This is a genomic window from Cellulomonas pakistanensis (assembly GCF_016862755.1).
Taxonomy (GTDB): Bacteria; Actinomycetota; Actinomycetes; order Actinomycetales; family Cellulomonadaceae; genus Cellulomonas; species Cellulomonas pakistanensis.
In genome coordinates this window covers 239,477-260,143 of sequence record NZ_BONO01000001.1, presented here as the reverse complement: position 1 = coordinate 260,143, position 20,667 = coordinate 239,477, and the positions used below count along the sequence as shown (strand labels likewise).

At 75.7% G+C, this 20,667-nt stretch carries 18 protein-coding genes and 2 riboswitches; of the genes, 5 read left to right on the top strand and 13 right to left on the bottom strand.

Annotated features, from left to right (window positions below; genetic code table 11):
- Positions 1-75 precede the first annotated feature (75 nt).
- Complete coding sequence (locus Cpa01nite_RS01270) at positions 76-1,461, bottom strand: MFS transporter (protein ID WP_203666904.1); 1,386 nt, start codon at positions 1,459-1,461, stop codon at positions 76-78.
- Positions 1,462-1,712: 251 nt separating this feature from the next.
- Here Cpa01nite_RS01270 and Cpa01nite_RS01265 point away from each other — a divergent pair, with 251 nt between their 5' ends.
- The gene (locus Cpa01nite_RS01265; protein WP_203666903.1) at positions 1,713-2,375 is read left to right on the top strand and encodes a DNA-3-methyladenine glycosylase I; all 663 of its coding nucleotides are present in this window, start codon (positions 1,713-1,715) and stop codon (positions 2,373-2,375) included.
- 60 nt (positions 2,376-2,435) lie between these two features.
- Here the strand turns inward: Cpa01nite_RS01265 and Cpa01nite_RS01260 are convergent, their stop codons facing one another.
- The gene (locus Cpa01nite_RS01260; protein ID WP_203666902.1) at positions 2,436-3,422 is read right to left on the bottom strand and encodes an SMP-30/gluconolactonase/LRE family protein; all 987 of its coding nucleotides are present in this window, start codon (positions 3,420-3,422) and stop codon (positions 2,436-2,438) included.
- Positions 3,423-3,541: 119 nt separating this feature from the next.
- Positions 3,542-3,638: riboswitch (SAM riboswitch) on the top strand.
- A gap of 5 nt (positions 3,639-3,643) precedes the next feature.
- On the opposite strand from Cpa01nite_RS01260, the gene Cpa01nite_RS01255 reads away from it, so the two are divergent.
- Together Cpa01nite_RS01255 and metE are read left to right on the top strand one after the other, a co-directional pair.
- Positions 3,644-4,717, top strand: a complete 1,074-nt coding sequence (locus tag Cpa01nite_RS01255) for a methylenetetrahydrofolate reductase (RefSeq protein ID WP_239068431.1) — start codon at positions 3,644-3,646, stop codon at positions 4,715-4,717.
- 8 nt (positions 4,718-4,725) lie between these two features.
- The gene (metE, locus tag Cpa01nite_RS01250; protein ID WP_203666900.1) at positions 4,726-7,074 is read left to right on the top strand and encodes a 5-methyltetrahydropteroyltriglutamate--homocysteine S-methyltransferase; all 2,349 of its coding nucleotides are present in this window, start codon (positions 4,726-4,728) and stop codon (positions 7,072-7,074) included.
- Between the two features lie 75 nt (positions 7,075-7,149).
- Here the strand turns inward: metE and Cpa01nite_RS01245 are convergent, their stop codons facing one another.
- The 3 genes from Cpa01nite_RS01245 to Cpa01nite_RS01235 form a co-directional block, all read right to left on the bottom strand.
- Positions 7,150-7,608, bottom strand: a complete 459-nt coding sequence (locus tag Cpa01nite_RS01245; RefSeq protein ID WP_203666899.1) for an Hsp20/alpha crystallin family protein — start codon at positions 7,606-7,608, stop codon at positions 7,150-7,152.
- Positions 7,609-7,770: 162 nt separating this feature from the next.
- A complete protein-coding gene (locus Cpa01nite_RS01240; RefSeq protein WP_203666898.1) occupies positions 7,771-8,214 on the bottom strand; it encodes a (deoxy)nucleoside triphosphate pyrophosphohydrolase in 444 nt (147 codons plus the stop codon).
- Between the two features lie 46 nt (positions 8,215-8,260).
- Entirely contained in the window at positions 8,261-9,301 is a 1,041-nt protein-coding gene (locus Cpa01nite_RS01235) for a YeiH family protein (protein WP_203666897.1), read from the bottom strand.
- Between the two features lie 70 nt (positions 9,302-9,371).
- Between Cpa01nite_RS01235 and Cpa01nite_RS01230 the strand changes: the two genes are divergently transcribed.
- A complete protein-coding gene (locus Cpa01nite_RS01230) occupies positions 9,372-10,280 on the top strand; it encodes a LysR family transcriptional regulator (RefSeq protein WP_203666896.1) in 909 nt (302 codons plus the stop codon).
- On the opposite strand, the gene Cpa01nite_RS01225 is transcribed toward Cpa01nite_RS01230, so the two are convergent.
- From Cpa01nite_RS01225 to Cpa01nite_RS01190, 8 genes are all read right to left on the bottom strand, one after another.
- Positions 10,277-10,507: a helix-turn-helix domain-containing protein gene (locus Cpa01nite_RS01225; RefSeq protein ID WP_203666895.1), complete on the bottom strand. Its 231-nt coding sequence runs from the start codon at positions 10,505-10,507 to the stop codon at positions 10,277-10,279. The genes Cpa01nite_RS01230 and Cpa01nite_RS01225 overlap by 4 nt on opposite strands.
- Complete coding sequence (locus tag Cpa01nite_RS01220; protein WP_203666894.1) at positions 10,507-11,115, bottom strand: hypothetical protein; 609 nt, start codon at positions 11,113-11,115, stop codon at positions 10,507-10,509. Before Cpa01nite_RS01220 ends, Cpa01nite_RS01225 begins: the two co-directional genes overlap by 1 nt.
- A 169-nt stretch (positions 11,116-11,284) precedes the next feature.
- Positions 11,285-11,524, bottom strand: coding sequence for a helix-turn-helix domain-containing protein (locus Cpa01nite_RS01215; RefSeq protein ID WP_203666893.1), 240 nt, complete (start codon positions 11,522-11,524; stop codon positions 11,285-11,287).
- 248 nt (positions 11,525-11,772) lie between these two features.
- Positions 11,773-12,144, bottom strand: coding sequence for a glycine cleavage system protein GcvH (gene gcvH, locus Cpa01nite_RS01210; RefSeq protein ID WP_203666892.1), 372 nt, complete (start codon positions 12,142-12,144; stop codon positions 11,773-11,775).
- Between the two features lie 58 nt (positions 12,145-12,202).
- Complete coding sequence (gene gcvT, locus Cpa01nite_RS01205; RefSeq protein WP_275406181.1) at positions 12,203-13,375, bottom strand: glycine cleavage system aminomethyltransferase GcvT; 1,173 nt, start codon at positions 13,373-13,375, stop codon at positions 12,203-12,205.
- Positions 13,372-16,386 (bottom strand): aminomethyl-transferring glycine dehydrogenase, encoded by a 3,015-nt coding sequence (gene gcvP, locus Cpa01nite_RS01200; protein ID WP_203666891.1) that lies wholly within the window; start codon positions 16,384-16,386, stop codon positions 13,372-13,374. Before gcvP ends, gcvT begins: the two co-directional genes overlap by 4 nt.
- Positions 16,387-16,581: 195 nt before the next feature.
- Positions 16,582-16,696, bottom strand: a riboswitch (glycine riboswitch).
- Positions 16,697-16,772: 76 nt separating this feature from the next.
- Positions 16,773-17,309, bottom strand: coding sequence for an ACT domain-containing protein (locus tag Cpa01nite_RS01195; RefSeq protein WP_203666890.1), 537 nt, complete (start codon positions 17,307-17,309; stop codon positions 16,773-16,775).
- Complete coding sequence (locus tag Cpa01nite_RS01190; RefSeq protein ID WP_203666889.1) at positions 17,306-18,397, bottom strand: lactate/malate family dehydrogenase; 1,092 nt, start codon at positions 18,395-18,397, stop codon at positions 17,306-17,308. The genes Cpa01nite_RS01195 and Cpa01nite_RS01190 overlap by 4 nt, the downstream gene beginning before the upstream one ends.
- 219 nt (positions 18,398-18,616) lie before the next feature.
- Here Cpa01nite_RS01190 and Cpa01nite_RS01185 point away from each other — a divergent pair, with 219 nt between their 5' ends.
- Entirely contained in the window at positions 18,617-20,653 is a 2,037-nt protein-coding gene (locus Cpa01nite_RS01185) for a DUF4214 domain-containing protein (protein WP_203666888.1), read from the top strand.
- The last annotated feature ends 14 nt before the right edge of the window (positions 20,654-20,667 follow it).

Below are 20,667 nucleotides of genomic sequence, written 5' to 3'. Positions count from 1 at the left end.
CGGGCCCAGCACGAGGCCGCCACCCCGTGGCGGGGTGGCGGCCTCATGGCGTCGCCGGCGGCTGCCGGCCCCGGATCAGCCCTCGTGCGAGGAGCGCGCGTAGTCCCGGTCCTTCGTCTCCTTCGACAGGAGCAGCGCGACCAGCGTCAGCACGCCCATGGCCGACAGGTACACGCCGACCAGCCAGGTGCCGCCGTCCGCCGCGGCCCACAGCGCGAGCGCCACGATCGGGGCGAGCGCCGCACCGAGGATCGACGACACGTTGTACGCGACCGCCGAGCCCGTGTACCGGACGTTGGTCGGGAACAGCTCCGGCAGCAGCGCGCCCATCGGGCCGAACGTGGCGCCCATCAGCAGGAAGCCGAACACCAGGAACGCCTGGGTCAGCGCACCGGTGAACACCAGGTCGTCGCGCACCGTGAGGAACAGCGGGAAGGTGAAGCCGAACACGATGATCGCGGACGTCACGCCGATGAGCAGGCGCCGGCGGCCGAGCCGGTCGGCCAGCGGGCCGGACAGCATCGTGAAGATCCCGAAGAACACCACGCCCAGGATCTGCATCAGCACGAAGTGCACGTACGGGATGCCGAGGCCGCCGGGCTCGCCGTCCTCCGGCGACACCGCGCGGGTGCCGAAGGTCAGCGTGAAGTTCGTCATCAGGTAGAACAGCACGTACGTCGCCAGCATGATGAACGTGCCGAGCAGGGTCTCGCGCCAGTGGAACTTGAGCGTCGTGCCGAGCGGCAGCTTGGTGAGCGTGCCCTTCTTCTCGGCGGTCGTGAACGCCTCGGACTCGACCAGCTTCAGCCGGACCCACAGGCCGACCATCACCATGACGGCGGAGAACAGGAACGGCACGCGCCAGCCCCAGGACATGAACGCGTCCGAGCCCTCGCCGAGCACGCCGTTGATGATCAGGAAGATGCCGTTGGCGATGATGAAGCCGAGCGGCGCACCGAGCTGCGGGAACGTGCCGTACCAGGCGCGCTTCCCGGCCGGCGCGTTCTCCGTCGCGACCAGCGCCGCCCCGGACCACTCGCCGCCGAGCGCGAAGCCCTGCGCGAGGCGCAGCACCAGCAGCGCGACCGTGGCGCCCACGCCCACCTGGCCGAACGTCGGCAGCGCGCCGATGAGGAACGTCGCGACGCCCATGGTCAGCAGCGAGTACACGAGCGTGGTCTTGCGGCCGCGGCGGTCGCCGAGGTGGCCGAAGAAGATGGCGCCGATCGGTCGGGCGACCATCGCCGCGCCGAACACCGCGAACGACGCGAGCAGCGCCGTGGTGTCGTTGCCGGTGGGGAAGAACAGCTTCGGGAACACGAGGACCGCGGCCGTCGCGTACACGTAGAAGTCGTAGAACTCGATGGTGGTGCCCACGAGGCTCGCCGCGATGACGCGGGACGGCGAGTTCAGCGGCCGGGACGGCGCCGGCGGCGTGGCGGTGGGTGCAGTGGCTGACATGGGTGGCGGCTCCTCGACGATCCGGGTGCGCGGGCCACCGGGACGTCGGGGGTCGGCTCGCGGTCGGCTCGCAGGACGGTCGGTGCTCCAGCGCTCGGGCGACCTTACGCCGTCTCACGAGCTAGACAAGTTCCGCCCAGGATGCGGACACGGAGCCGGGTCGGCGGTGCTCGTCGTCCACAGCCACCGGGGGCGTGCGGGCTGTGGAGGACGGCCGACGGGTGTCGGACGGCTGCGGCAGAGTGGTCGGCATGACGAGCAGCGCGGACCCGACCGCCCCCGACCGCCCCGCCGGCGACCCGGTGGCCCACCCGGTGTCCGCCGCCACGGCGGGTGACCGGCCGCCCGGCCGCCGCTGCTTCGGCGACGGCGACCCGCTGTACGAGCGCTACCACGACGAGGAGTGGGGCCGGCCGGTGCACGGCGAGCGCGAGCTGTACGAGCGGATGACCCTCGAGGCGTTCCAGTCCGGGCTCGCCTGGATCACGATCCTGCGCCGCCGGGACGGGTTCCGCGCCGCGTTCGACGGGTTCGACCCCGCGGTCGTGGCCGGCTACGACGAGGGCGACGTCGAGCGGCTCATGGCGGACACGCGGATCATCCGGAACCGCGCGAAGATCACCGCCGCGATCGCCAACGCCCGGGCGCTGCTCGACCTGCACGGCGCCGGCGGCTCCCTCGACGCGCTGTTCTGGTCGGCGACGCCCGGACCAGACGACCCGCGCGACCGCGCCCGCACGTTCGCCGACGTCCCCGCGTCGACCCCGGCGTCGACCGCGCTGGCGAAGGAGCTCAAGCGGCACGGGTTCCGCTTCGTCGGCCCGGTCACCGCGTACGCGGCGATGCAGGCGTGCGGGATCGTCGACGACCACCTGGCCGACTGCCCCGTCGTCCTGGCGCGCGCCGCGCCGTGAGCGCGTGCGTCGCAGGGTGCGCGGCGAGCCGCGGGGTAGCGGGGAGCGGGGACGACCCCCTCAGGCGTCCGCGAACTCCGTCACCGGCAGCCCGTCCACGTCCACCCGCAGTCGCACGACCGCCCCGCCCAGCCGGTCCTCCTCGGACGACGGTCCGGGCAGCGCGTCGCCGCCCGTCCCCGAGCCGCCCGACGACGCCGTCGTCACGTACAGGTCGCCCGACCCCGCGGGGCCGAACCCCGGGCAGGTGACCTGCGGGGCCGGCACCGACCAGGCGCCGGCCGGCGTCCCGTCGGCCGCGAACCGCAGCACGCAGCCGCCCCCGTACACCCCGACCCACAGACCGCCGTCCGCGTCCACGGCGGTGCCGTCCGGGCCGGGGCCGTCCTCGGCGAACGCCAGGAACGGCTCGGGCTCCCCCGCGGTGCCGGTGGCCACGTCGTACGGCAGCCGGTACAGCACCTTCGCGTCGGTGTCCGTCAGGTACATCGTCGCGCCGTCCGGGCTCCACACGATCCCGTTGCCCAGCCCCACCCCGGTGATCGGGGTGGTCACCTCGAGGCCGCCCGCGCCCGCCACCACGCGGTGCACGACGCCGGCGCCCGCCGACCCGTCGCGCGGCTGGGTCGCGACCCAGAACCGCCCCGCCGGGTCGCAGCCCCCGTCGTTGAACCGGTAGTCCGCCGGCATGCCCTCCGGCCGGGTGGCCGGACCGAGCCGGGTCCCGTCGTGCACCGCCAGGCCGTCGGCGGTCGCGAGCAGCAGCCCGCCGGACGCCGCGGGCCACGCGACGCTCACCGGGGACGTCGCGCTCAGCACCGCGTCGCGGGCGGGGTCGCCGCCCGCCCACCGGTGCACCGCGCGCCCGTCGATGTCGACCCACACGAGCGTCCCGTCGCGGTCGTCCCAGACCGGTCGCTCGCCCAGCACGGCGCGGTGCTCCCCCAGCACCTCCGCCCCGGCCGCGGCCCCGCCCGCCAGCGCGCGCACGTCCAGGCGGTCGCGGTCGGCGGGGCGGGCGCTGGTGCTCAGGTCGACGGGGCTCACCCGCCGCAGACTCGCACGCCGGGGCGGGCGCCGCGCGGCGAGCGCACCGGCCCGCACCCACGAGTGGATGACGCGTCAGGGGCAGTGGACCGCGGGCCGACGGCCGTCCTACTGTGGCGGCACCATCCAGAGCGACCGAGAGACCTGGCTCGTCGACGTCGCAGCAACCCCCCTCCGCACCGAGGGTGTGGGTGCTTCCGCCAGGTTCGATGGAGCTGACGATGACCAGTCACGACGTACCTGCGCACCTCGCGGGGCCCGCCGTGCCCGACGGCCTCGGGGCCGTGGACCGCCCGACCGTGTCCTTCGAGCTGTTCCCGCCGCGGAACCCGGACGCGGCGCCGCGGCTGTGGTCGACCGTGCAGCAGCTCGCGACCGCGCGCCCCGACTTCGTCTCCGTGACGTACGGCGCGTCGGGCAGCACCCGGACCACCACCCGGCAGCTCGTGCGGCGGCTGCTGCGCGAGACGTCGCTGACGCCGATCGCCCACCTGACGTGCGTGGCCAGCTCGCGCGAGGACCTGGCCGCGACCGTCGAGGAGTTCCTCGACGAGGGCGTGCGGTCGTTCCTCGCGCTGCGCGGCGACCCGCCGGCGGACCGCTCCTGGGAGCCGCACCCCGACGGGCTGCCGACCGCGAGCGCGCTCGTGGAGCTGCTGCGGGACGTCGAGCGGCGGCGGTGCGCGAGCAGCCCGGCGCAGGCGGTCCGCGCCGCGACGCGACCCCTGTCCGTCGCGGTCGCCGCCTTCCCCCGGGGCAACGCCGGCGCGGGGAGCACCCGCGAGCAGGACGTCGCCGCGCTGCTGGCGAAGCAGGAGGCCGGCGCGGACTTCGCGATCACCCAGGTGTTCTACGACGCGGGCTCCTACCTGGAGCTGGTCGCCCTGGCGCGGGACGCCGGGGTCACCATCCCGATCCTGCCGGGCATCATCCCGACCACCGACCCGGCCCGCCTGCGCCGCGTGCAGCAGCTCACCGGGGTGCCGGTGCCCACGGATCTGCTCGCCCGGCTCGACGCGTTCGACCCCGAGGACCCCGACGACCGGGCCCGGCGGCACCGCGTGGGCACCCGGCTCGGCGTCGACCTGGTGGACGCCGTCCTCGACGGCGGCGCCCCGGGCGTCCACCTCTACACGTTCAACGCGCACGGCCCGGCCCTCGACCTGCTCGAGGGCGCGGGCCTGGGCGGCGACGCCCCGCGCGCGCACCTGCGCGTCCCGTCCGCCGTGCCCGCGGGCGCGGTGGACGCGACGAGCGTCCTCACGACCGCACCGACCCCTGTCCCCACCAGCTGAGGCGAGAGATGACCGACCTGACCCACCCGTTCCCCGCCGGCACGATCCTGGGCTACCCCCGCATCGGGCCGCGCCGCGAGCTCAAGAAGGCCCTCGAGGCGTTCTGGGCCGGGCGCGCATCCGCCGAGGAGGTCGAGGCCACCGCCGCCGACCTGCGCCGCCGCACCCGCACCCGGCTGGCCGAGCTGGGCCTGGACACCCGGCTGCCCGCGATCCCGAGCGCGTTCTCGTTCTACGACCAGGTGCTGGACGCGGCGACCGTGCTCGGCGCCGTGCCCGAGCGGTTCGCCGACCTGGTGCCCGCCGAGGGCGGCCTGGACCTCGCCGGCTACTCGACCGTGGCCCGCGGCCGCGGCGACGACCTGCCGCTCGAGATGACCAAGTGGTTCGACTCGAACTACCACTACCTGGTCCCGGAGATCGGGCCGGCGACGCCGTTCCGGTACGCCAGCGACCGCCCGGTGCGCGAGCTGGCCGAGGGCCTCGCGGACGGCGTGCTCACCCGCCCGGTCCTGGTCGGCCCCGTCACGTTCCTGGCGCTCGCCAAGGCCGCCGAGGGCTCGCCGGAGGGCTTCCTGCCCATCGACCGGCTCGCGGACGTGCTGCCGGTGTACGCCGAGCTGCTCCGCGACCTGGCCCGCGCCGGCGCGACCTGGGTGCAGCTCGACGAGCCCGCGCTCGTGTCCGACTCGACCGGCGTCCCGGCCGACCGGCTGCTCGCCGCCGCAGCCGAGGCGTACCGCGCGCTCGCCACCGACCTGCCCGCCGCGGAGCGCCCGGCGATCCTCGTCGCGGCGCCGTACGGCGACCTCCGCGAGGCGCTGCCGGTGCTGGCCGGCACCGACGTCGAGGGCCTGGCCGTCGACCTCGTCCGCGGCCCGGTCCCGGCCGGCCCGGTCCCGGGGCTGGAGTCGAAGGTCCTGGTCGGCGGCGTGGTCGACGGCCACAACATCTGGCGTGCGGACCTCGACGGCGCCCTCGGCTCGCTCGAGTCGCTCGAGGGGCTGGGCGCCCGGCAGGTCGCCGTCGGCACCTCGACGTCCCTGTTCCACGTGCCGCACGACGTCGAGGACGAGCCGCAGCTCGACCCGACGCTGCGGTCCTGGCTGGCGTTCGCCGACCAGAAGGTCGCCGAGGTCGTCACCCTGGCGACCGGGCTGACCGAGGGCCGCGAGGCCGTGCACGCCGAGCTGCTGGCCGCCGCCGACGCGCGCCGCTCGCGCGCCGAGGCGCCCGGCGTGGTCCGCCCCGAGGTCCGCGAGCGCCTCGCCGGCCTGGCCGCGGACGCGTTCCGCCGCGGCGACTTCGAGGCGCGGCGGGTCGCGCAGGCGGAGCGCCTGCAGCTGCCCGCGCTGCCCACCACGACGATCGGGTCGTTCCCGCAGACGCCGGAGATCCGGGTCGCGCGCGCCGCGTTCGGCCGTGGCGAGCTCACCGCCGAGCAGTACGAGGACGAGATGAAGGCGGAGATCCGCCGCGTCGTCGAGCTGCAGGAGAGCATCGGCCTCGACGTGCTCGTGCACGGCGAGCCGGAGCGGAACGACATGGTGCAGTACTTCGCCGAGAACCTCGACGGGTTCGCGGTGACGGCCAACGGCTGGGTCCAGTCGTACGGCTCGCGCTGCACCCGCCCGTCGATCCTCTGGGGCGACGTCTCCCGGCCGGCGCCGATCACGGTGCCCTGGACCACCTACACGCAGTCGCTCACGGCCAAGCCGGTCAAGGGCATGCTCACCGGCCCGGTCACGATCCTGGCGTGGTCGTTCGTGCGGGACGACCAGCCGCTGTCCGAGACCGCGAACCAGGTCGCGCTCGCGCTGCGGGACGAGATCGCCGACCTCGAGGCCGCGGGCACCGCGATCGTCCAGGTCGACGAGCCGGCCCTGCGCGAGCTGCTCCCGCTGCGCGCGGACGACCACGACGCCTACCTCGACTGGTCGGTGCGGTCGTTCCGGCTCGCGACCGCCGGCGTCCGGCCCGACACGCAGATCCACACCCACCTGTGCTACTCGGAGTTCGGCGAGATCTTCGGCGCGATCGACGGCCTGGACGCCGACGTGACCTCCATCGAGGCCGCCCGGTCGAAGATGGAGATCCTCGGCGACATCGCCTCCGAGGGGTACCCGCGCGGGATCGGCCCGGGCGTCTACGACATCCACTCCCCGCGGGTGCCGAGCGAGGCCGAGGTCACCGAGCTGCTGACCGAGGCGGTCCGGGTCGTCGACCCGGCGCAGCTGTGGGTCAACCCGGACTGCGGCCTCAAGACCCGCCGGTACGCCGAGGTCACGCCGTCGCTCGAGCACGTGCTGGCGGCGACCCGCACGGTCCGCGCGTCGCTGGCGGTGCCGACCGCCTGACGCCCCCGGGCGCACGACCGCCCCGGTCCCCCACGCGGGGACCGGGGCGGCCGTCGTGCGGGCCGCGACGCGCGGTCAGGCGCTCGCACGCTCCTGCGGAGCGGCGTCGGCGCCCGCCTCGATGGTCGCCGGCGTCCCACCGGTGCTGACCTCGATGCGGCGCGGCCTGGCCTCTTCGGCCACCGGGATGGTCAGGGACAGCACACCGTCCGCGTACGACGCGGTGATGGCGTCCAGGTCGAGCCCCCGGCCGACGGTGAGCTGCCGGGCGTAGGTGCCGACCGGGCGCTCCTTCGCCAGCCACTGCACGCCCTCCTCGGTGCGCGCGGTGCGCTGCGCCCGGATGGTGAGCGTGCGGTCGTCGACGTTCACGTCGATCGAGCCCGGGTCTGCGCCGGGCAGGTCGACGCTCAGGACGTAGTGGTCGCCGGAGCGGAACAGGTCCATCGGCATCGTGGCCGAGGCGCGCTGCTGGCCCAGCACCTGGTTCATCAGCCGGTCCATCTCCTGGAACGGGTCGAATCGCGTAGCCACAGCCCGTCACCTCCTCGAAGCGTCACGGCGGTCCGGACGGTCCGGGACCGCTGCTGCCCCGGCGCTGCCGCGCCAGGAGGGCTACGAGAGATGTTCTAGCACTCGCCGGGGGCGAGTGCCAGATCGAGGACCGGCGTGTTCGCCGAGAGATGAACAAGCAGGTCAGGACGTGCGCGGCGCCGCCCCCGCGGGGTCCGTGGCTGCGGCGAGCGCCTCGACGATGCGCACGTCCGCGTCCAGCCACGGCACCGTGAGCCACTGCCCGCGCGGCAGCCAGCGCAGCTCGTCGTGCTCGACCAGCGGGCGCGGCTCGCCGGCGGTGACGCGCGCGCGCCAGAGCCGCATCTCGTAGCGCTCGCTGAGTCGCCACGCGCCGTCGTCGGGCCCGGCGAGCTCGTCCCCCAGCTCCATCGCGACGCCGAGCTCCTCCCGGATCTCCCGGTGCACGGCGTCCTCCGGGGACTCGCCCGGCTCGACCTTCCCGCCGGGGAACTCCCACCGGCCCGCGAGGCTGACCGGCGACCGGCGGCGGGCGGCGAGCAGCGCGCCCGGGGCGGCGAGGTCGTCCACCAGGGCGGCGGCGACGACGAGGACGGGGTGGCTCACGGGCACCAGTGTCCCAGGCGCGCGTGACGGTCGCGTGACGCGGGCATCACCCGATCGCGAGCAGCCCCGCCAGGCTCACGGACATCGCCACCGCCGTGGCCGCCGCGCCGAGGGCCAGCGGGCGCGCCCCGGTGCGCACCAGCCGCCCGAGGTGGATCTGCGTCCCGAGCGCCGCCATCGCCGCCCCGAGCAGCACCGTGGTCACCGGCTTCACCGCGGGGAGCACCGCGTCGGGGACCAGCCCGGCCGACCGCACGGCGACGGCGGCCAGGAACCCGACCACGAACAGCGGCACCAGGGGCGGGCTGCCCGCGCCCGTGGTCGCGCCGGAGCGCCGCCGCACCAGCCCGGCCCCGGCCACCAGCGGCGCCAGCAGGACCACCCGCGCCAGCTTCGCCACCACCGCCACGGACAGCGCCGCCGCCGAGACGGTCCCCGCAGCCGCCACGACCTGGGCGACCTCGTGCACCGACAGGCCGGCCCAGAGGCCGGCGGTGCGCTCGCCCAGCCCGAGCACGCCGGCGACGAGCGGCACCGCCAGGAGGGCGGCGCTGCCGTACACCGTGACGAGCGCGACCGCCGTGGCGACCTCGTCCTCGTCGGCGTCAGCGACGGGGCTCATGGCCGCGACGGCGGAGGCGCCGCAGATCGAGAAGCCCGTCGCGACCAGCAGGGTGAGCCGCCGCCCGACGCCGAGGCGCGGCCCGAGCCACCACGTCGCCGCGAACGTCGCCGCGACGGTGACCACCAGGACGACGGCCTCGCCCACGCCGAGCCCGAGCAGGTCCCCCACCGACAGCTGCAGGCCCAGCAGCACGACACCGGCCCGGAGCACGTGCCGGCCGGTCCAGGCCAGACCGGGCTCGAGGACCGCCGGCAGCCACCCGGCGGACCGCACCACGGCGCCGACCACGATCGCCACCAGCAGGCCGGGCAGCACCGGGACGAGGCCCGTGAGCCCGAGGCAGGCCGCGCCGACGAGCAGCGCGGCGGCGAGCCCGGGCAGGACCGCGCGGTCCAGGCCGCGGGGTCGCGGTGCGCTCGGGCGCGCCGCGCGCGCGGCGGAGGCGGGGTCGGCGGGGGGCACGCCCCCAGCATGCGGCCCCCGCGCCGGGGCCCGGAACGCCGACCTGCCTCGGCGGCCCTAGCCTGAGGCTATGGACACGGCCCGGCGCATCCCCCTCGGCGCGCTCGAGCTGCTCGACGCCGTCGACGCGCACGGGTCGCTGTCAGGGGCCGCCCGCGCGCTCGGGCTCGCGCAGCCGTCGGTCAGCACCGGCCTGCGCCGGCTCGAGCGGCAGACGGGCCTGACCCTGGTGGCGCGGGCTGCGTCCGGCACCCGGCTGACGCCCGCGGGCTCCGCGCTGCTCGCGCGCGGCCGCGACGTGCTGGCCGCGTCGGACGCGCTGGAGCGGGAGGTCGCCGTGCTGCGCGGCGCGAACCGGGCGCGGGTGGCGGTCGCCGCGAGCCTGAGCATCGCGGAGTACCTGGTGCCGGACTGGCTCGCGACGCTCCCCGCCGGGGCCGCGGTGGTCGACCTCGTCGTGGCGAACTCGCGTGACGTGGTCGACGCCGTGCTGCACGGGCGTGCCGACCTCGGCTTCGTCGAGGGCCCGGAGGTCCCCGACGGCCTGCACGCCCGGGCGGTCGGCGACGACGAGCTCGTCGTGGTCGTGGCACCCGGCCACCCGTGGGCGCTGCGCCGGCGTCCGGTCGAGGCGGCCGAGCTCGCCGCCGCCCCGCTGGCGGTCCGCGAGGCGGGCTCCGGCACCCGCGCCGTGCTGGAGCGGGCGCTGGCCGCGGCCGGGCACCCGCTCGCAGGCTCACCCGCCCAGCTGGGGTCCACCTCCGCGGTGAAGAACGTGGTGCGCGGCGGCGGGGTCGCCGCCGCGCTGTCCCGGCTGACCGTCGCGGACGAGCTCGCGCGCGGCGACCTGGTCCGGGTCCCCGTCGCGGGGGTGGACCTGGCACGCACGCTGCGCATGGTGTGGTCGCGGTCCCGGCGGCCGACGGCGACGGCGCAGGAGCTCGCCGCGCACGTCCTGCGGGCGACGGCGACCGGCTAGCCGCGGGGCGCGACGACGAGCAGGTCGCCGACCTGGCAGCCGAGGACGTCGCACACGGCGGTCAGCGTCGAGAACCGGATCGCCCGCGCGCGGTCGTTCTTGAGCACCGACAGGTTCACCACGGTCACGCCGACGAGCTCCGCGAGGCGAGCGAGCGTCATGCCGCGCTCCGCGAGCAGCTCGTCCAGCCGGCAGTGGATCCGCCCGGCGTCGTCCTCCGGTGGCATCAGACGAGGCCCTCGGCGTCCCGCTGCAGCCGCTCCCCGGCGTGGAATGCCGCTGCCAGCGCCCCGATCGCCATGGACGTCAGCACCGGCGTCCACGACACCTGGAACGTGATCTCCTCGAGGATCGACCGGTCGGCGACCAGGGCGAGCACGCCGTTCGAGGCCAGGACCGAGCAGCCGAACCAGGCCACCCAGCCGCCGGCGACCAGCAGGGACACCGCCGTGATGAGCCGCGTGATCGTCCCCGAGAAGAACTGGCCGGCGAGCATCCGGCGGCAGAGCATCAGCACGCAGATCGTGACGGCGATGGTGGCCAGCGGCGGTACCACCGCCGCACCGAGCGCGGCCACGTGGGTCGCCACCGGCATGTCGGACACCGTCAGCGTCGCCGTGTCGACCGTCGCCGCGAGCGGTGCCCCGTCCGGGCCCAGCGGGAGGTCGACCGGGGCGCCCGCGACCATCACGTCCACCGGCGCGTCCCGGTTCGGCGCGATCCGCGCCACCGAGGCGACCAGGCCGATGGCCTGCCACAGGATCACGGCGGCGCCCACCACCTGCACGGACAGCAGGTCGGCCCGGCTGGTGAACCACGGCGTCCGCGTCGTCATGTCGGCTCCTCGCATATCGATGATCGATGTTATCGACGAACGATATGCCACGCCGCGCCCTCGGTCGAGCGCGCCCGGACGCGGGCACGGACGACGCAGGGCCGCGACGCGCCGTGCTGGCGGGTCGCGGCCCTGGGTGTCGAGCCCCGGCGAGGGGGCGCGCGGTGGCTCAGCGGATGCCGGCGGCCTGGGCCCAGGCGACGGCCTCGGCCCGCGTCGAGACGCCGATCTTGCGGTACACCGAGCGCACCTGCGACTTCACCGTGTTGCGGGTGACGAAGAGCTTGCGCGCGATGTCCTCGAGGGTGACGTCCTCCGCCAGCTCGGCGAGGACGACCCGCTCACGCGTCGTGAGCGGCTCACCCAGGATGCTGGTGGACGCGGTGGGGGCGATCTCCAGGGTGGCCATGCTGTCCTCCGGTCTGGCGAGTGGCGAGTTCCGGCTGCTGGGGTGCTCCGGCGGCCTCTACCGGTGTTGATCGGCAAGTGTGGCCGCGGTGATCGCAGTGGGATCTCACCCGTTCTCGCGGGCGTCGGAGGGATGCGCGGGGGATCGGCCGTGTGCTAGGGCGAAGGCCCAGGTCATCACGCGGCAAGCGATTCCCTGAGAGCATTCTCAGAAACACCCGAACGGGCTAACGCCCGTCCGGGGGAGTCTCAGTCCGTGATCGTGGCCGCGTACTCGTCGGCGGACAGCAGGGGCCCGGTGCCCGTGACGTCGACCTTGAACAGCCAGCCGGCGCCGTACGGGTCGGCGTTCACCACCGACGGCTCGTCGACCGCCGCCTGGTTCACCTCGACGACGGTGCCGGACACCGGGGAGAACAGCTCGGACACCGACTTGGTGGACTCGACCTCGCCCACCACCGCACCCGCGGCGATCTCGCTCCCGACGGTCGGCAGCTCGAGGTAGACGATGTCGCCGAGCGCGTCGGCGGCGTTCTTCGTGATGCCGACGGTCGCCGGCTCGGCGCCGTCGATCCACTCGTGCTCGGCGGTGTACTGCAGGGTCGTGGGGACGTCGCTCATGGGGTGCTCTCCGGGGGTCGTCGCGAGCGGTCGCTCGGCGGGGTGGGGGACGGGGGCGTCAGGGCCGACGGTAGAACGGCAGCGCGACCACGCGGACCGGCTCGCGGCGCCCGCGGACGTCGACCGCCAGCTCGGTGCCCTCGGCGCTGACCTCGGGGGTCACGTACGCCATGGCGATCGGCGTGCCCAGCGTGGGCGACGGCGCGCCGGACGTGACGCGGCCGACCACCACGGCGTCGTCCGCGGCGGAGGTCAGCACCTCGTAGCCGTGCCGCGCGGCGCGGCGGCCGGAGCCGACCAGGCCGACGAGCACGCGCGACGGCGTGGCGTGCGCCCGGGACGCGAGGGCCGCGCGGCCCACGAACGGCAGCGGCTCGCCGTCGGCGGTCGTCTTGTCCAGGCGGACCACCCGGCCCAGGCCGGCGTCGTGCGGGGCGGTCGTGGTGTCGAGCTCGTTGCCGTACAGCGGCATGCCCGCCTCCAGCCGGAGGCTGTCCCGCGCGGACAGCCCGGCGGGCACCAGCCCGAGCGGGGCGCCGGCAGCCCGCAGGTCGCGCCACAGCCCCGGCGCGGCGGCGGCGGGCACGAACAGCTCGAAGCCGTCCTCGCCGGTGTAGCCGGTGCGGGCGACGAGCGCCTCGACGCCGCCGACGGTCGCGGGGACGCCGGCGTAGTACCGCACGTCCCGCACCGCGTCGGCGTGCGCCGGGTCGGTGAGCCCGACGACGATCTCGGCGGACCGGGGACCCTGGACCGCGATCAGCGCCGTCTCGAGCGACCGGTCGGTGAGCGAGGCGTCGAACGGCGCCAGCCGCTCCGCCAGCGCGCCGGACACGACCGCGACGTTCGAGGCGTTCGCGACGACCAGGTACGCCTCGTCCGCCAGGCGGTACACGATCAGGTCGTCCAGGATGCCGCCGTCCTCCTGCACGATCATCGTGTACCGCGCGCGGCCGACCGCGAGGCCGGAGATGTTCCCGACCAGCGCGTGGTCGAGCCCGGCGCCGGCGCCGGGGCCGTCGACGTGCAGCTCGCCCATGTGCGACAGGTCGAACAGCCCGGCCGCGGTGCGCACCGCCTGGTGCTCGGCCAGGTCGCCGGCGTAGCGCAGCGGCATCATCCAGCCGGCGAACGGCGTCATGGTGGCGCCGAGCGCGACGTGCTCCGCGTGCAGCGGGGACAGCACGGCGCCGGTGGCGTCGTCGGTGGCGGGGGTGGTCGTCTCGGTCACAGCGCGGCTCCGTCGGCGTAGGCCTCGATGGGCGGGCAGGCGCAGACGAGGTTGCGGTCCCCGTGCGCGCCGTCGATCCGCCGGACCGGCGGCCAGTACTTGCCGGCGCGGAGGCCCGCGACCGGGTAGGCGGCGAGCTCGCGGCCGTAGGGCTTGTCCCAGTCGTCCGCCACGAGCGAGGCCGCGGTGTGCGGGGCGTTCCGCAGCGGCGACTCGGCGACGGCCCAGCGCCCGGCGGCGACCGCGTCGATCTCGGCGCGGATCGCGACCATCGCCTCGACGAACCGGTCGAGCTCGGCGACGTCCTCGGACTCGGTCGGCTCGACCATGAGGGTCCCGGCGACCGGGAACGACAGCGTCGGGGCGTGGAAGCCGTAGTCCATCAGCCGCTTGGCCACGTCCTCGGCCGTGACGCCGGTCTGCTTCGTGATCGCGCGCAGGTCGAGGATGCACTCGTGCGCGACCAGCCCGTCCGGGCCGGTGTAGAGCACCGGGAAGTGCGGCGTCAGCCGCGACGCGAGGTAGTTGGCGGACAGCACCGCGGTCTCGGTCGCGCGGCGCAGGCCGTCGCCGCCCATCAGCGCGACGTAGGCCCAGGAGATGGGCAGGATGCCGGCCGAGCCGAACGGCGCGGCCGACACGGCGGGCGCCGCGCCGCCGCCGAGCGGACCGGTGTCGCCCGTCCACACCGCGTCGGTCGCCGGCAGGTACGGCACCAGGTGCGCCGCGACGCCGATCGGGCCGACGCCCGGGCCGCCGCCGCCGTGCGGGATGCAGAACGTCTTGTGCAGGTTGAGGTGCGACACGTCGCCGCCGAACTCGCCCGGCCGGGCCAGGCCGACCAGGGCGTTGAGGTTGGCGCCGTCGATGTACACCTGGCCGCCCGCGGCGTGCACCAGGTCGCAGACCTCGCGCACGTCCTCCTCGTAGACGCCGTGCGTCGACGGGTAGGTGATCATGATCGCGGCCACCTGCGGCCCGTGCTGGTCCAGCTTCGCCCGCAGGTCGTCCAGCTGCACCGAGCCGTCCTCGGCCGTCGCGACGACCACCACCCGCATGCCGGCCAGCGCGGCCGACGCGGCGTTGGTGCCGTGAGCGGAGGCGGGGATGAGGCAGAGGTCGCGCACCGGCACGTCCTCCGGCGCCGCGCCCGCGGCGAGCGCCTCGGCTCGGCGGCCCTCGTGGTAGCCGCGGATCGCGAGCAGCCCGGCGAACTCGCCCTGCGAGCCGGCGTTCGGCTGCACCGACACCGCGGCGTAGCCGGTGATCTCGGCGAGCCAGCCGGTCAGGTCGCCGATCAGCTCGGCGTAGCCCGCGGCCTGCTCGGCCGGCACGAACGGGTGCAGCCCGGCGAACCCGGGCCAGGAGATGGCCTCCATCTCGACCGTCGCGTTGAGCTTCATCGTGCAGGAGCCCAGCGGGATCATCGTCCGGTCCAGCGCGAGGTCCTTGTCGGACAGCGCGCGCAGGTAGCGGAGCATCGCGGTCTCGGAGCGGTGCCGGTGGAACACCGGGTGCGTGAGGTAGTCGCTCGTCCGGCGCAGGTCGACCGGGATCGCCGGGGCGTCGAGCCCGTCGGCGGGGCCGGTCGCGAGGGCGCCCGCGTCGGCGTCGGCGAACGCGGCGAGCACCTCGGCCACGTGCGCCTCGGTCGTCACCTCGTCGCAGGTCACCTGCACGTGGTCGTCGTCCGCCGCCCACACGTTGATCCCGCGGGCCGCGGCGGCGGCGACCACCGCGCGCGCCCGGCCCGGGACCACGGCGCGGACGGTGTCGAAGAACTGCGCGTGCTCGACCACGACCCCGCCCGCGCGCAGGCCGTCCGCGAGCGCCACGGCCCGCGCGTGCACCCGCTCGGCGATCTCCCGGAGGCCGTCGGGGCCGTGGTACACCGCGTACATCGAGGCGACGATCGCCAGCAGGGCCTGGGCCGTGCAGATGTTGCTGGTCGCCTTCTCGCGCCGGATGTGCTGCTCGCGGGTCTGCAGCGCGAGGCGGTAGGCGGTAGCGCCGTCGGCGTCGATCGACACCCCGACGAGACGGCCCGGCAGCGAGCGCTCCAGCCCGGTGCGCACCGCCATGTACGCGGCGTGCGGGCCGCCGTAGAACAGCGGGACGCCGAACCGCTGCGCCGAGCCGACCGCGATGTCCGCGCCCTGCTCCCCCGGCGGCGTGAGCAGCGTGAGCGAGAGCAGGTCCGCGGCGACCGTGACCAGCGCGCCCGCGTCCTTCGCGGCGGCGATCAGCGGCGCGAGGTCCCGGACGTGGCCGGAGGCGCCCGGCGCCTGCAGCACCAGGCCGACCAGCTGCTCGTCGCCGAGGTCGGGCAGCCCGGCGGACAGGTCCGCGACCCGGACGCCCAGCCCCGCGGCCTCGGCCCGGCCGAGCGTGACCGCGAGCGTCTGCGGCAGGCAGTCGGCGTCCAGCACGACGACGCCGGTGCGGCCACGGGCGGCGCGGTGCATGAGCGCGACCGCCTCGGCGACCGCGGTGGCCTCGTCGAGCAGCGACGCGTTGGCGACCGGCAGGGCCGTGAGGTCCGCGACGACGGTCTGGAAGTTCAGCAGCGCCTCGAGCCGGCCCTGGGAGATCTCCGGCTGGTACGGCGTGTACGCGGTGTACCAGGCGGGCGACTCCAGGACGTTCCGGCGGATCACCGGCGGCGTCACGGTGTCGTGGTAGCCGAGCCCGATCATCTGGGTCAGCACGGTGTTCTTGTCCGCGATCGTCCGCAGCGCGGCCAGCACCTCGGACTCGCCGCAGGCCTCGGGCAGTGCGAGCGGGCGGTCGGTGCGGATGCTCGCCGGCACGGCCGCGTCGATCAGCGCGGCCAAGCTCGGCCAGCCGTCGCCGACGTGCGCGATCAGGCCGGCGACGTCGCCGGGCCGGGGGCCGACGTGCCGGTCGGCGAACCCGCGCGCGGCGTCCGTGCGGTCCGCGGGCGCGGCGGCGCGCGGGGTCCCGGCGGCCGTCGTGCGGGCGTCGGTGGGGAGGTCCTCGAGATGGGTCACGCGGCTGCTCCGGGCGGTCGGGCGTGCATGGGCGGACGGGCGGGTGGTGCGCGTCTCCCCGCTCTGTCATCCGCCGGCCGCGATCCGCGGACGTACGACCTGAGAGTTTTGCCGGTCCGCCGTGCCGCGAGGGCCGGGGCGCGCCGACTTGCACCGTCGGTGGGCCGGCGAGCGCCGGCCGCTTTCCAGAGTTGCCTCGCCACGGCGGTACGGGGGCCTGAGAGTTTCCCGGGGAGGGTTGCTCCTTCGGCGCCTCGCGTCGGCGGCCGCCGGGGGCGGTCGCGCGGGAGGTCTCTCCCGCCGCGGTTCGAGCAGCGTGTTGAGTTGTGGGTCACAGCCTAACCGCGGCGGCGGGCGGTTCGTCCCCGCCGTCCGGTCCGCGGCTGTTACGGCTCCGTGAACTCCGCGGCCGGCAGCGGCAGCACCACCGTCGCGGCCGAGTCGGCGCCGCGGGCCCGCGCCGCCGCCACCACGCGCTCGACGTCGGGCAGCGGCCCCTCGACCAGGACCGGCTGGCCCGCGGCCGGGTCGCCCGACCAGCGCACGGCGGCGTCGTCGGGCGGCAGGAACGGCCCGGACGCCCGTGGCAGGTGCACCACGGCCGCCGCGCGCACCGCCGGGTCGTCGACCGCGCGGACCTCCGCGGACCGCACCGCGGCGAGCCGCCGCACGGTGCGGGTGAGCAGCCGCTGCCGCCGCTCCGACGCGGTGAACGTGACGACGATGAGGCCGACGCCGTCGGCGACGTCGCCGGTGGTCAGCGAGTCGAACGAGACGCCGCGCGTCGAGAACACGCCCGTGACCGCGGTGAGGGTGCCGGTCGCGTCGGCCCCGGCGACGAACGCGACCCAGCGGCGGTCCGCGCCGGGCGCGGCGGCGTCCGGCGCGGCGGCCTCGGGCGCGGTCGGGCCCACGGCGGTCACCGCGCCGCCTCCGTCCCGGACCGCAGGCCCCACGGCGCGAGCATCGCGTCGATCCGCCCCGCGGCGGCCAGGAGCCGGCGCGCCTCGTCGGGCTCCGGCTCGTCGAGCAGCACCCGCGTCCACCCCTCCGGGCCCAGCACGACCGGCACGCCGAGCACCCCGCGCAGCGGCGTCCCGGCGACGGCGGCCTCGCCGTCCAGCGCCACCTGCCCGGCGACGACGATGTCCCGCCCGTCGAGCACGGTGTCCACGAGGTCGACCGTCGCGTTCGCGGTCGCGGCGGCCGTCTTCGCGCCGCTCTGGTGCGTGAGCCAGGGGCGGGAGACGCCGCGCAGGTCCGGCGGCCACGTCTCGATCAGGTCGAACGCCGCGGCCACGTCGTCCGCCATGAGCCCGGCGAGGTCCGCCTTGGCCCCCTCGATCTCGGCGGCGAACCCGTCGAGCGTGCGCCCGCCGCGCAGGGCCGCGACCGCCCGGCGCCGCTCGTCCAGGTCGAGGCCGCTGATCCGCACCGTGGACCACAGCGGCACGAGGTCGTCCCCGTGCTGACCGGCGACGAACCCGCCGACGCGGTGCCGCCGCACCCCGAGGGAGACGGCGACCTCCCGCCGGAACCGGAGCGTGTCCAGCCACGCGCCCATGCCGATCACGCGGTGCCGCCCGAGCTCGCGGGCCACCACGGCCACGCCGAGCTCGACCGGGTTGGACACGACGACGACCACCTCGTGGCCGGACCCGTGCCGGGCGATCGCGCGGGCGTAGGACTCGAACACCGCGTGGTTCTCGGCCGCGAGCGCCGCACGGTCCGCGACGGCACCCGCCCGGGCCGGCGCCGTCCGGCCCGCGGTGAGCACCACCACGTCGGCCACGACGTCCTGCGGGTCGAGCGCGACGTCGATCAGCGGCGCGTGCTCGTCGTACGCGTCCACCAGGTCGGCGCGCAGGCCGTAGGAGGCCCGCCCCGAGGCGCCGCCCGGCCGGCCGACGAGCTGCAGCCGCGAGGTCGTCGGCAGCACCCGCCGCTCGATGAGCTGCGCGCAGATCTGCCGCCCGACGTCACCCGTCGCTCCCAGCACCGCCACGTCCACGCGCCCGACCCTAGGTCACCCGACCGGCCGCCATCGATCGGCAGTCGCTCACGCGACGGGCGCGGTGGCCGATGGGGACGCTGCGCCATCCGGGTCGCCCGCGCCGAATGCCGCACGCGCGGGCCCCGCCCGGAGCATCATCGAGGCGCACAGGCGGCGGCGCACGGTCGACCCGCCCGGCTGTCCCGTCCCGCCCGAGGGCCCCCAGGAGGACCCCGCATGAGTCCCACCGTCTCCCGCCACCCCGGCGCACGCCGCCGCGGCGCTCTCGCCGCGGCCGGCGCCGCCGTCCTCGGCCTGCTGGCGCCGGTCGCCGCGCTCGCCGACGAGCCCACCCAGGAGTTCGAGGTCGACGGGCGGGTCGTGTACCGCACGTCAGACCGCCTCGCCCCCGCGAGCGATCACTTCGAGGAGGGCTCCGTCACGACCGCGTACGCCGAGGTCGGCGACGCGATGATCGACCTGTCCGCCGTGCAGGCGCCGACTGTCGGGGCCGAGCTCGCGCCCACCGAGGGCCTGCCCGCTGGCGGGGCGGTGTCGGTGACGATCGAGGCGCCGGCCGGGCTCGACGAGGCCGGGGCGATCGAGGCGGTGTCCACCGTGGAGGGCGCCGCGTCCACCGCGACCCAGGTCGTGGCCGTCGAGGTGACCGACGCGGGTGCGAACCCGACCTCCCTGCCGACTGCCGGTCTGGTCGACGGCGTCCACCAGCTCGTCGTCGTGCCGGTCCGGTGGAGCAGCACGGCCGCGGTCCCCGCCGGCGACCTGCAGACCGCGGCCGCGGGGACGGAGGCCTACTGGCAGCGGCAGAGCAGCAACCGGATCGACATCCAGACGTCCGTCCGACCGGCGGTCACGGTGACGCGGCCGACGCTGTGCGACGTGGACCTCATCATGGACCAGGTCGTCCTCCAGACCGGGCTCGCACCGACGTCGAACCGGCACGTCGCGGTCTGGTTCCCCGAGCACGCCGACTGCGGCTTCGCGGGCCTCGCCTCGATCAACGGCGGTGCGATCTGGCTCAACGGCGCCACGCAGACCTACGTGCTCGCGCACGAGCTCGGGCACAACTTCGGTCTCGGCCACGCGAACACGCTCGAGTGCACCGCAGCAGGCGGAGCGCGCGTGCCACTCACGTCGGACGGCGCGAGGTGCGAGGTGACGGAGTACGGCGACGACACCGACGTGATGGGGCAGGGGCGGGACTGGAACCGGCCCGGCAGCCTCAGCTCCGGCTTCGCCCACGCCCTCGGCTGGGCGGATGTCACCACGATCAGCGGCCCCGTCCTCGCCGAGCGGACGGTGGACCTCGCGCCGCTGTCCCAGACCACGGGGAACCGTGGCGTCCAGCTGTCCTCCGACCTCGGCCCGGTGTACACGGACTACCGCCCGGCGGTCGACAACGACGCCGCGCACCGTCCCGAGTGGGCCGGCGTCCAGGCCCGCCTGGTCCTGACCGACCCGCACTACTGGTACTCGACCAGCTACCTGCTCGACCTGCAGCCCGCCCAGGCGCCGTTCGCCAACCCGTCGCTCCCGGTCGGCCAGTCCTGGGAGGTGCCCGGCGCGGACGCGATCATCACCACGACGTCGACGGGCGGGGCGGCACGGATCACGGTCAGCCCGTCGAGCGAGGCGGTGAAGATCCAGCGCTACGTCACCAAGGTCTACCAGCACCTGTTCCAGCGGGCTCCCGACGCCGGTGGCCTGACGAGCTGGTCCCGGTCGCTCCTGTCCGGCACGCCCCGGTCCGCGGTCGCCGCCGCGATCACGAGCTCGGACGAGTACCGCAACCGGATGATCGCGGGCGCCTACCTGACCTACCTCGGCCGCAACCCCGACCGCGCCGGCGCCGCAGGCTGGCTCCGGGCGATGAAGGCGGGCAGCACGGTGCAGGAGATCGAGTCCGGTTTCCTCGCCTCGCCGGAGTACTACAACCAGGCCGGCCGGACCGGCTCCGGGTGGGTGACGCGGCTCTACCAGCACGTGCTGGGCCGCAGCCCGGCTGCCGCGGAGGTCCAGTACTGGACCCGCGAGCTCGCCGCCGGCGCGTCGCGGCAGCACGTCGCGATGGGCTTCCTGAACTCGACTGAGCACCTGACCACCGTCGTGGACGGCTACTACGTCGACCTGCTGGGACGGCACATCGACCCCGTCGGCCGCCAGAGCTGGGTGACGGCGATCCAGCGGGGCGCCCGCCTCGAAGCCGTCATCGGCGGCATCATCGCGAGCCCGGAGTACTACTCGAAGGTCTGACACGACCTCCTGCT

Excerpts from the sequence above, each read along its gene's own strand:
- Cpa01nite_RS01265 (WP_203666903.1), top strand. The coding sequence starts at position 1,713 with ATGACGAGCAGCGCGGACCCGACCGCCCCCGACCGCCCCGCCGGCGAC.
- Cpa01nite_RS01225 (WP_203666895.1), bottom strand. The coding sequence starts at position 10,507 with ATGCCACCGGAGGACGACGCCGGGCGGATCCACTGCCGGCTGGACGAG.
- gcvH (WP_203666892.1), bottom strand. The coding sequence starts at position 12,144 with ATGAGCGACGTCCCCACGACCCTGCAGTACACCGCCGAGCACGAGTGG.
- Cpa01nite_RS01270 (WP_203666904.1), bottom strand. The coding sequence starts at position 1,461 with ATGTCAGCCACTGCACCCACCGCCACGCCGCCGGCGCCGTCCCGGCCG.
- Cpa01nite_RS01230 (WP_203666896.1), top strand. The coding sequence starts at position 9,372 with ATGGACACGGCCCGGCGCATCCCCCTCGGCGCGCTCGAGCTGCTCGAC.
- Cpa01nite_RS01220 (WP_203666894.1), bottom strand. The coding sequence starts at position 11,115 with ATGACGACGCGGACGCCGTGGTTCACCAGCCGGGCCGACCTGCTGTCC.
- Cpa01nite_RS01215 (WP_203666893.1), bottom strand. The coding sequence starts at position 11,524 with ATGGCCACCCTGGAGATCGCCCCCACCGCGTCCACCAGCATCCTGGGT.
- Cpa01nite_RS01185 (WP_203666888.1), top strand. The coding sequence starts at position 18,617 with ATGAGTCCCACCGTCTCCCGCCACCCCGGCGCACGCCGCCGCGGCGCT.
- metE (WP_203666900.1), top strand. The coding sequence starts at position 4,726 with ATGACCGACCTGACCCACCCGTTCCCCGCCGGCACGATCCTGGGCTAC.
- Cpa01nite_RS01255 (WP_239068431.1), top strand. The coding sequence starts at position 3,644 with ATGACCAGTCACGACGTACCTGCGCACCTCGCGGGGCCCGCCGTGCCC.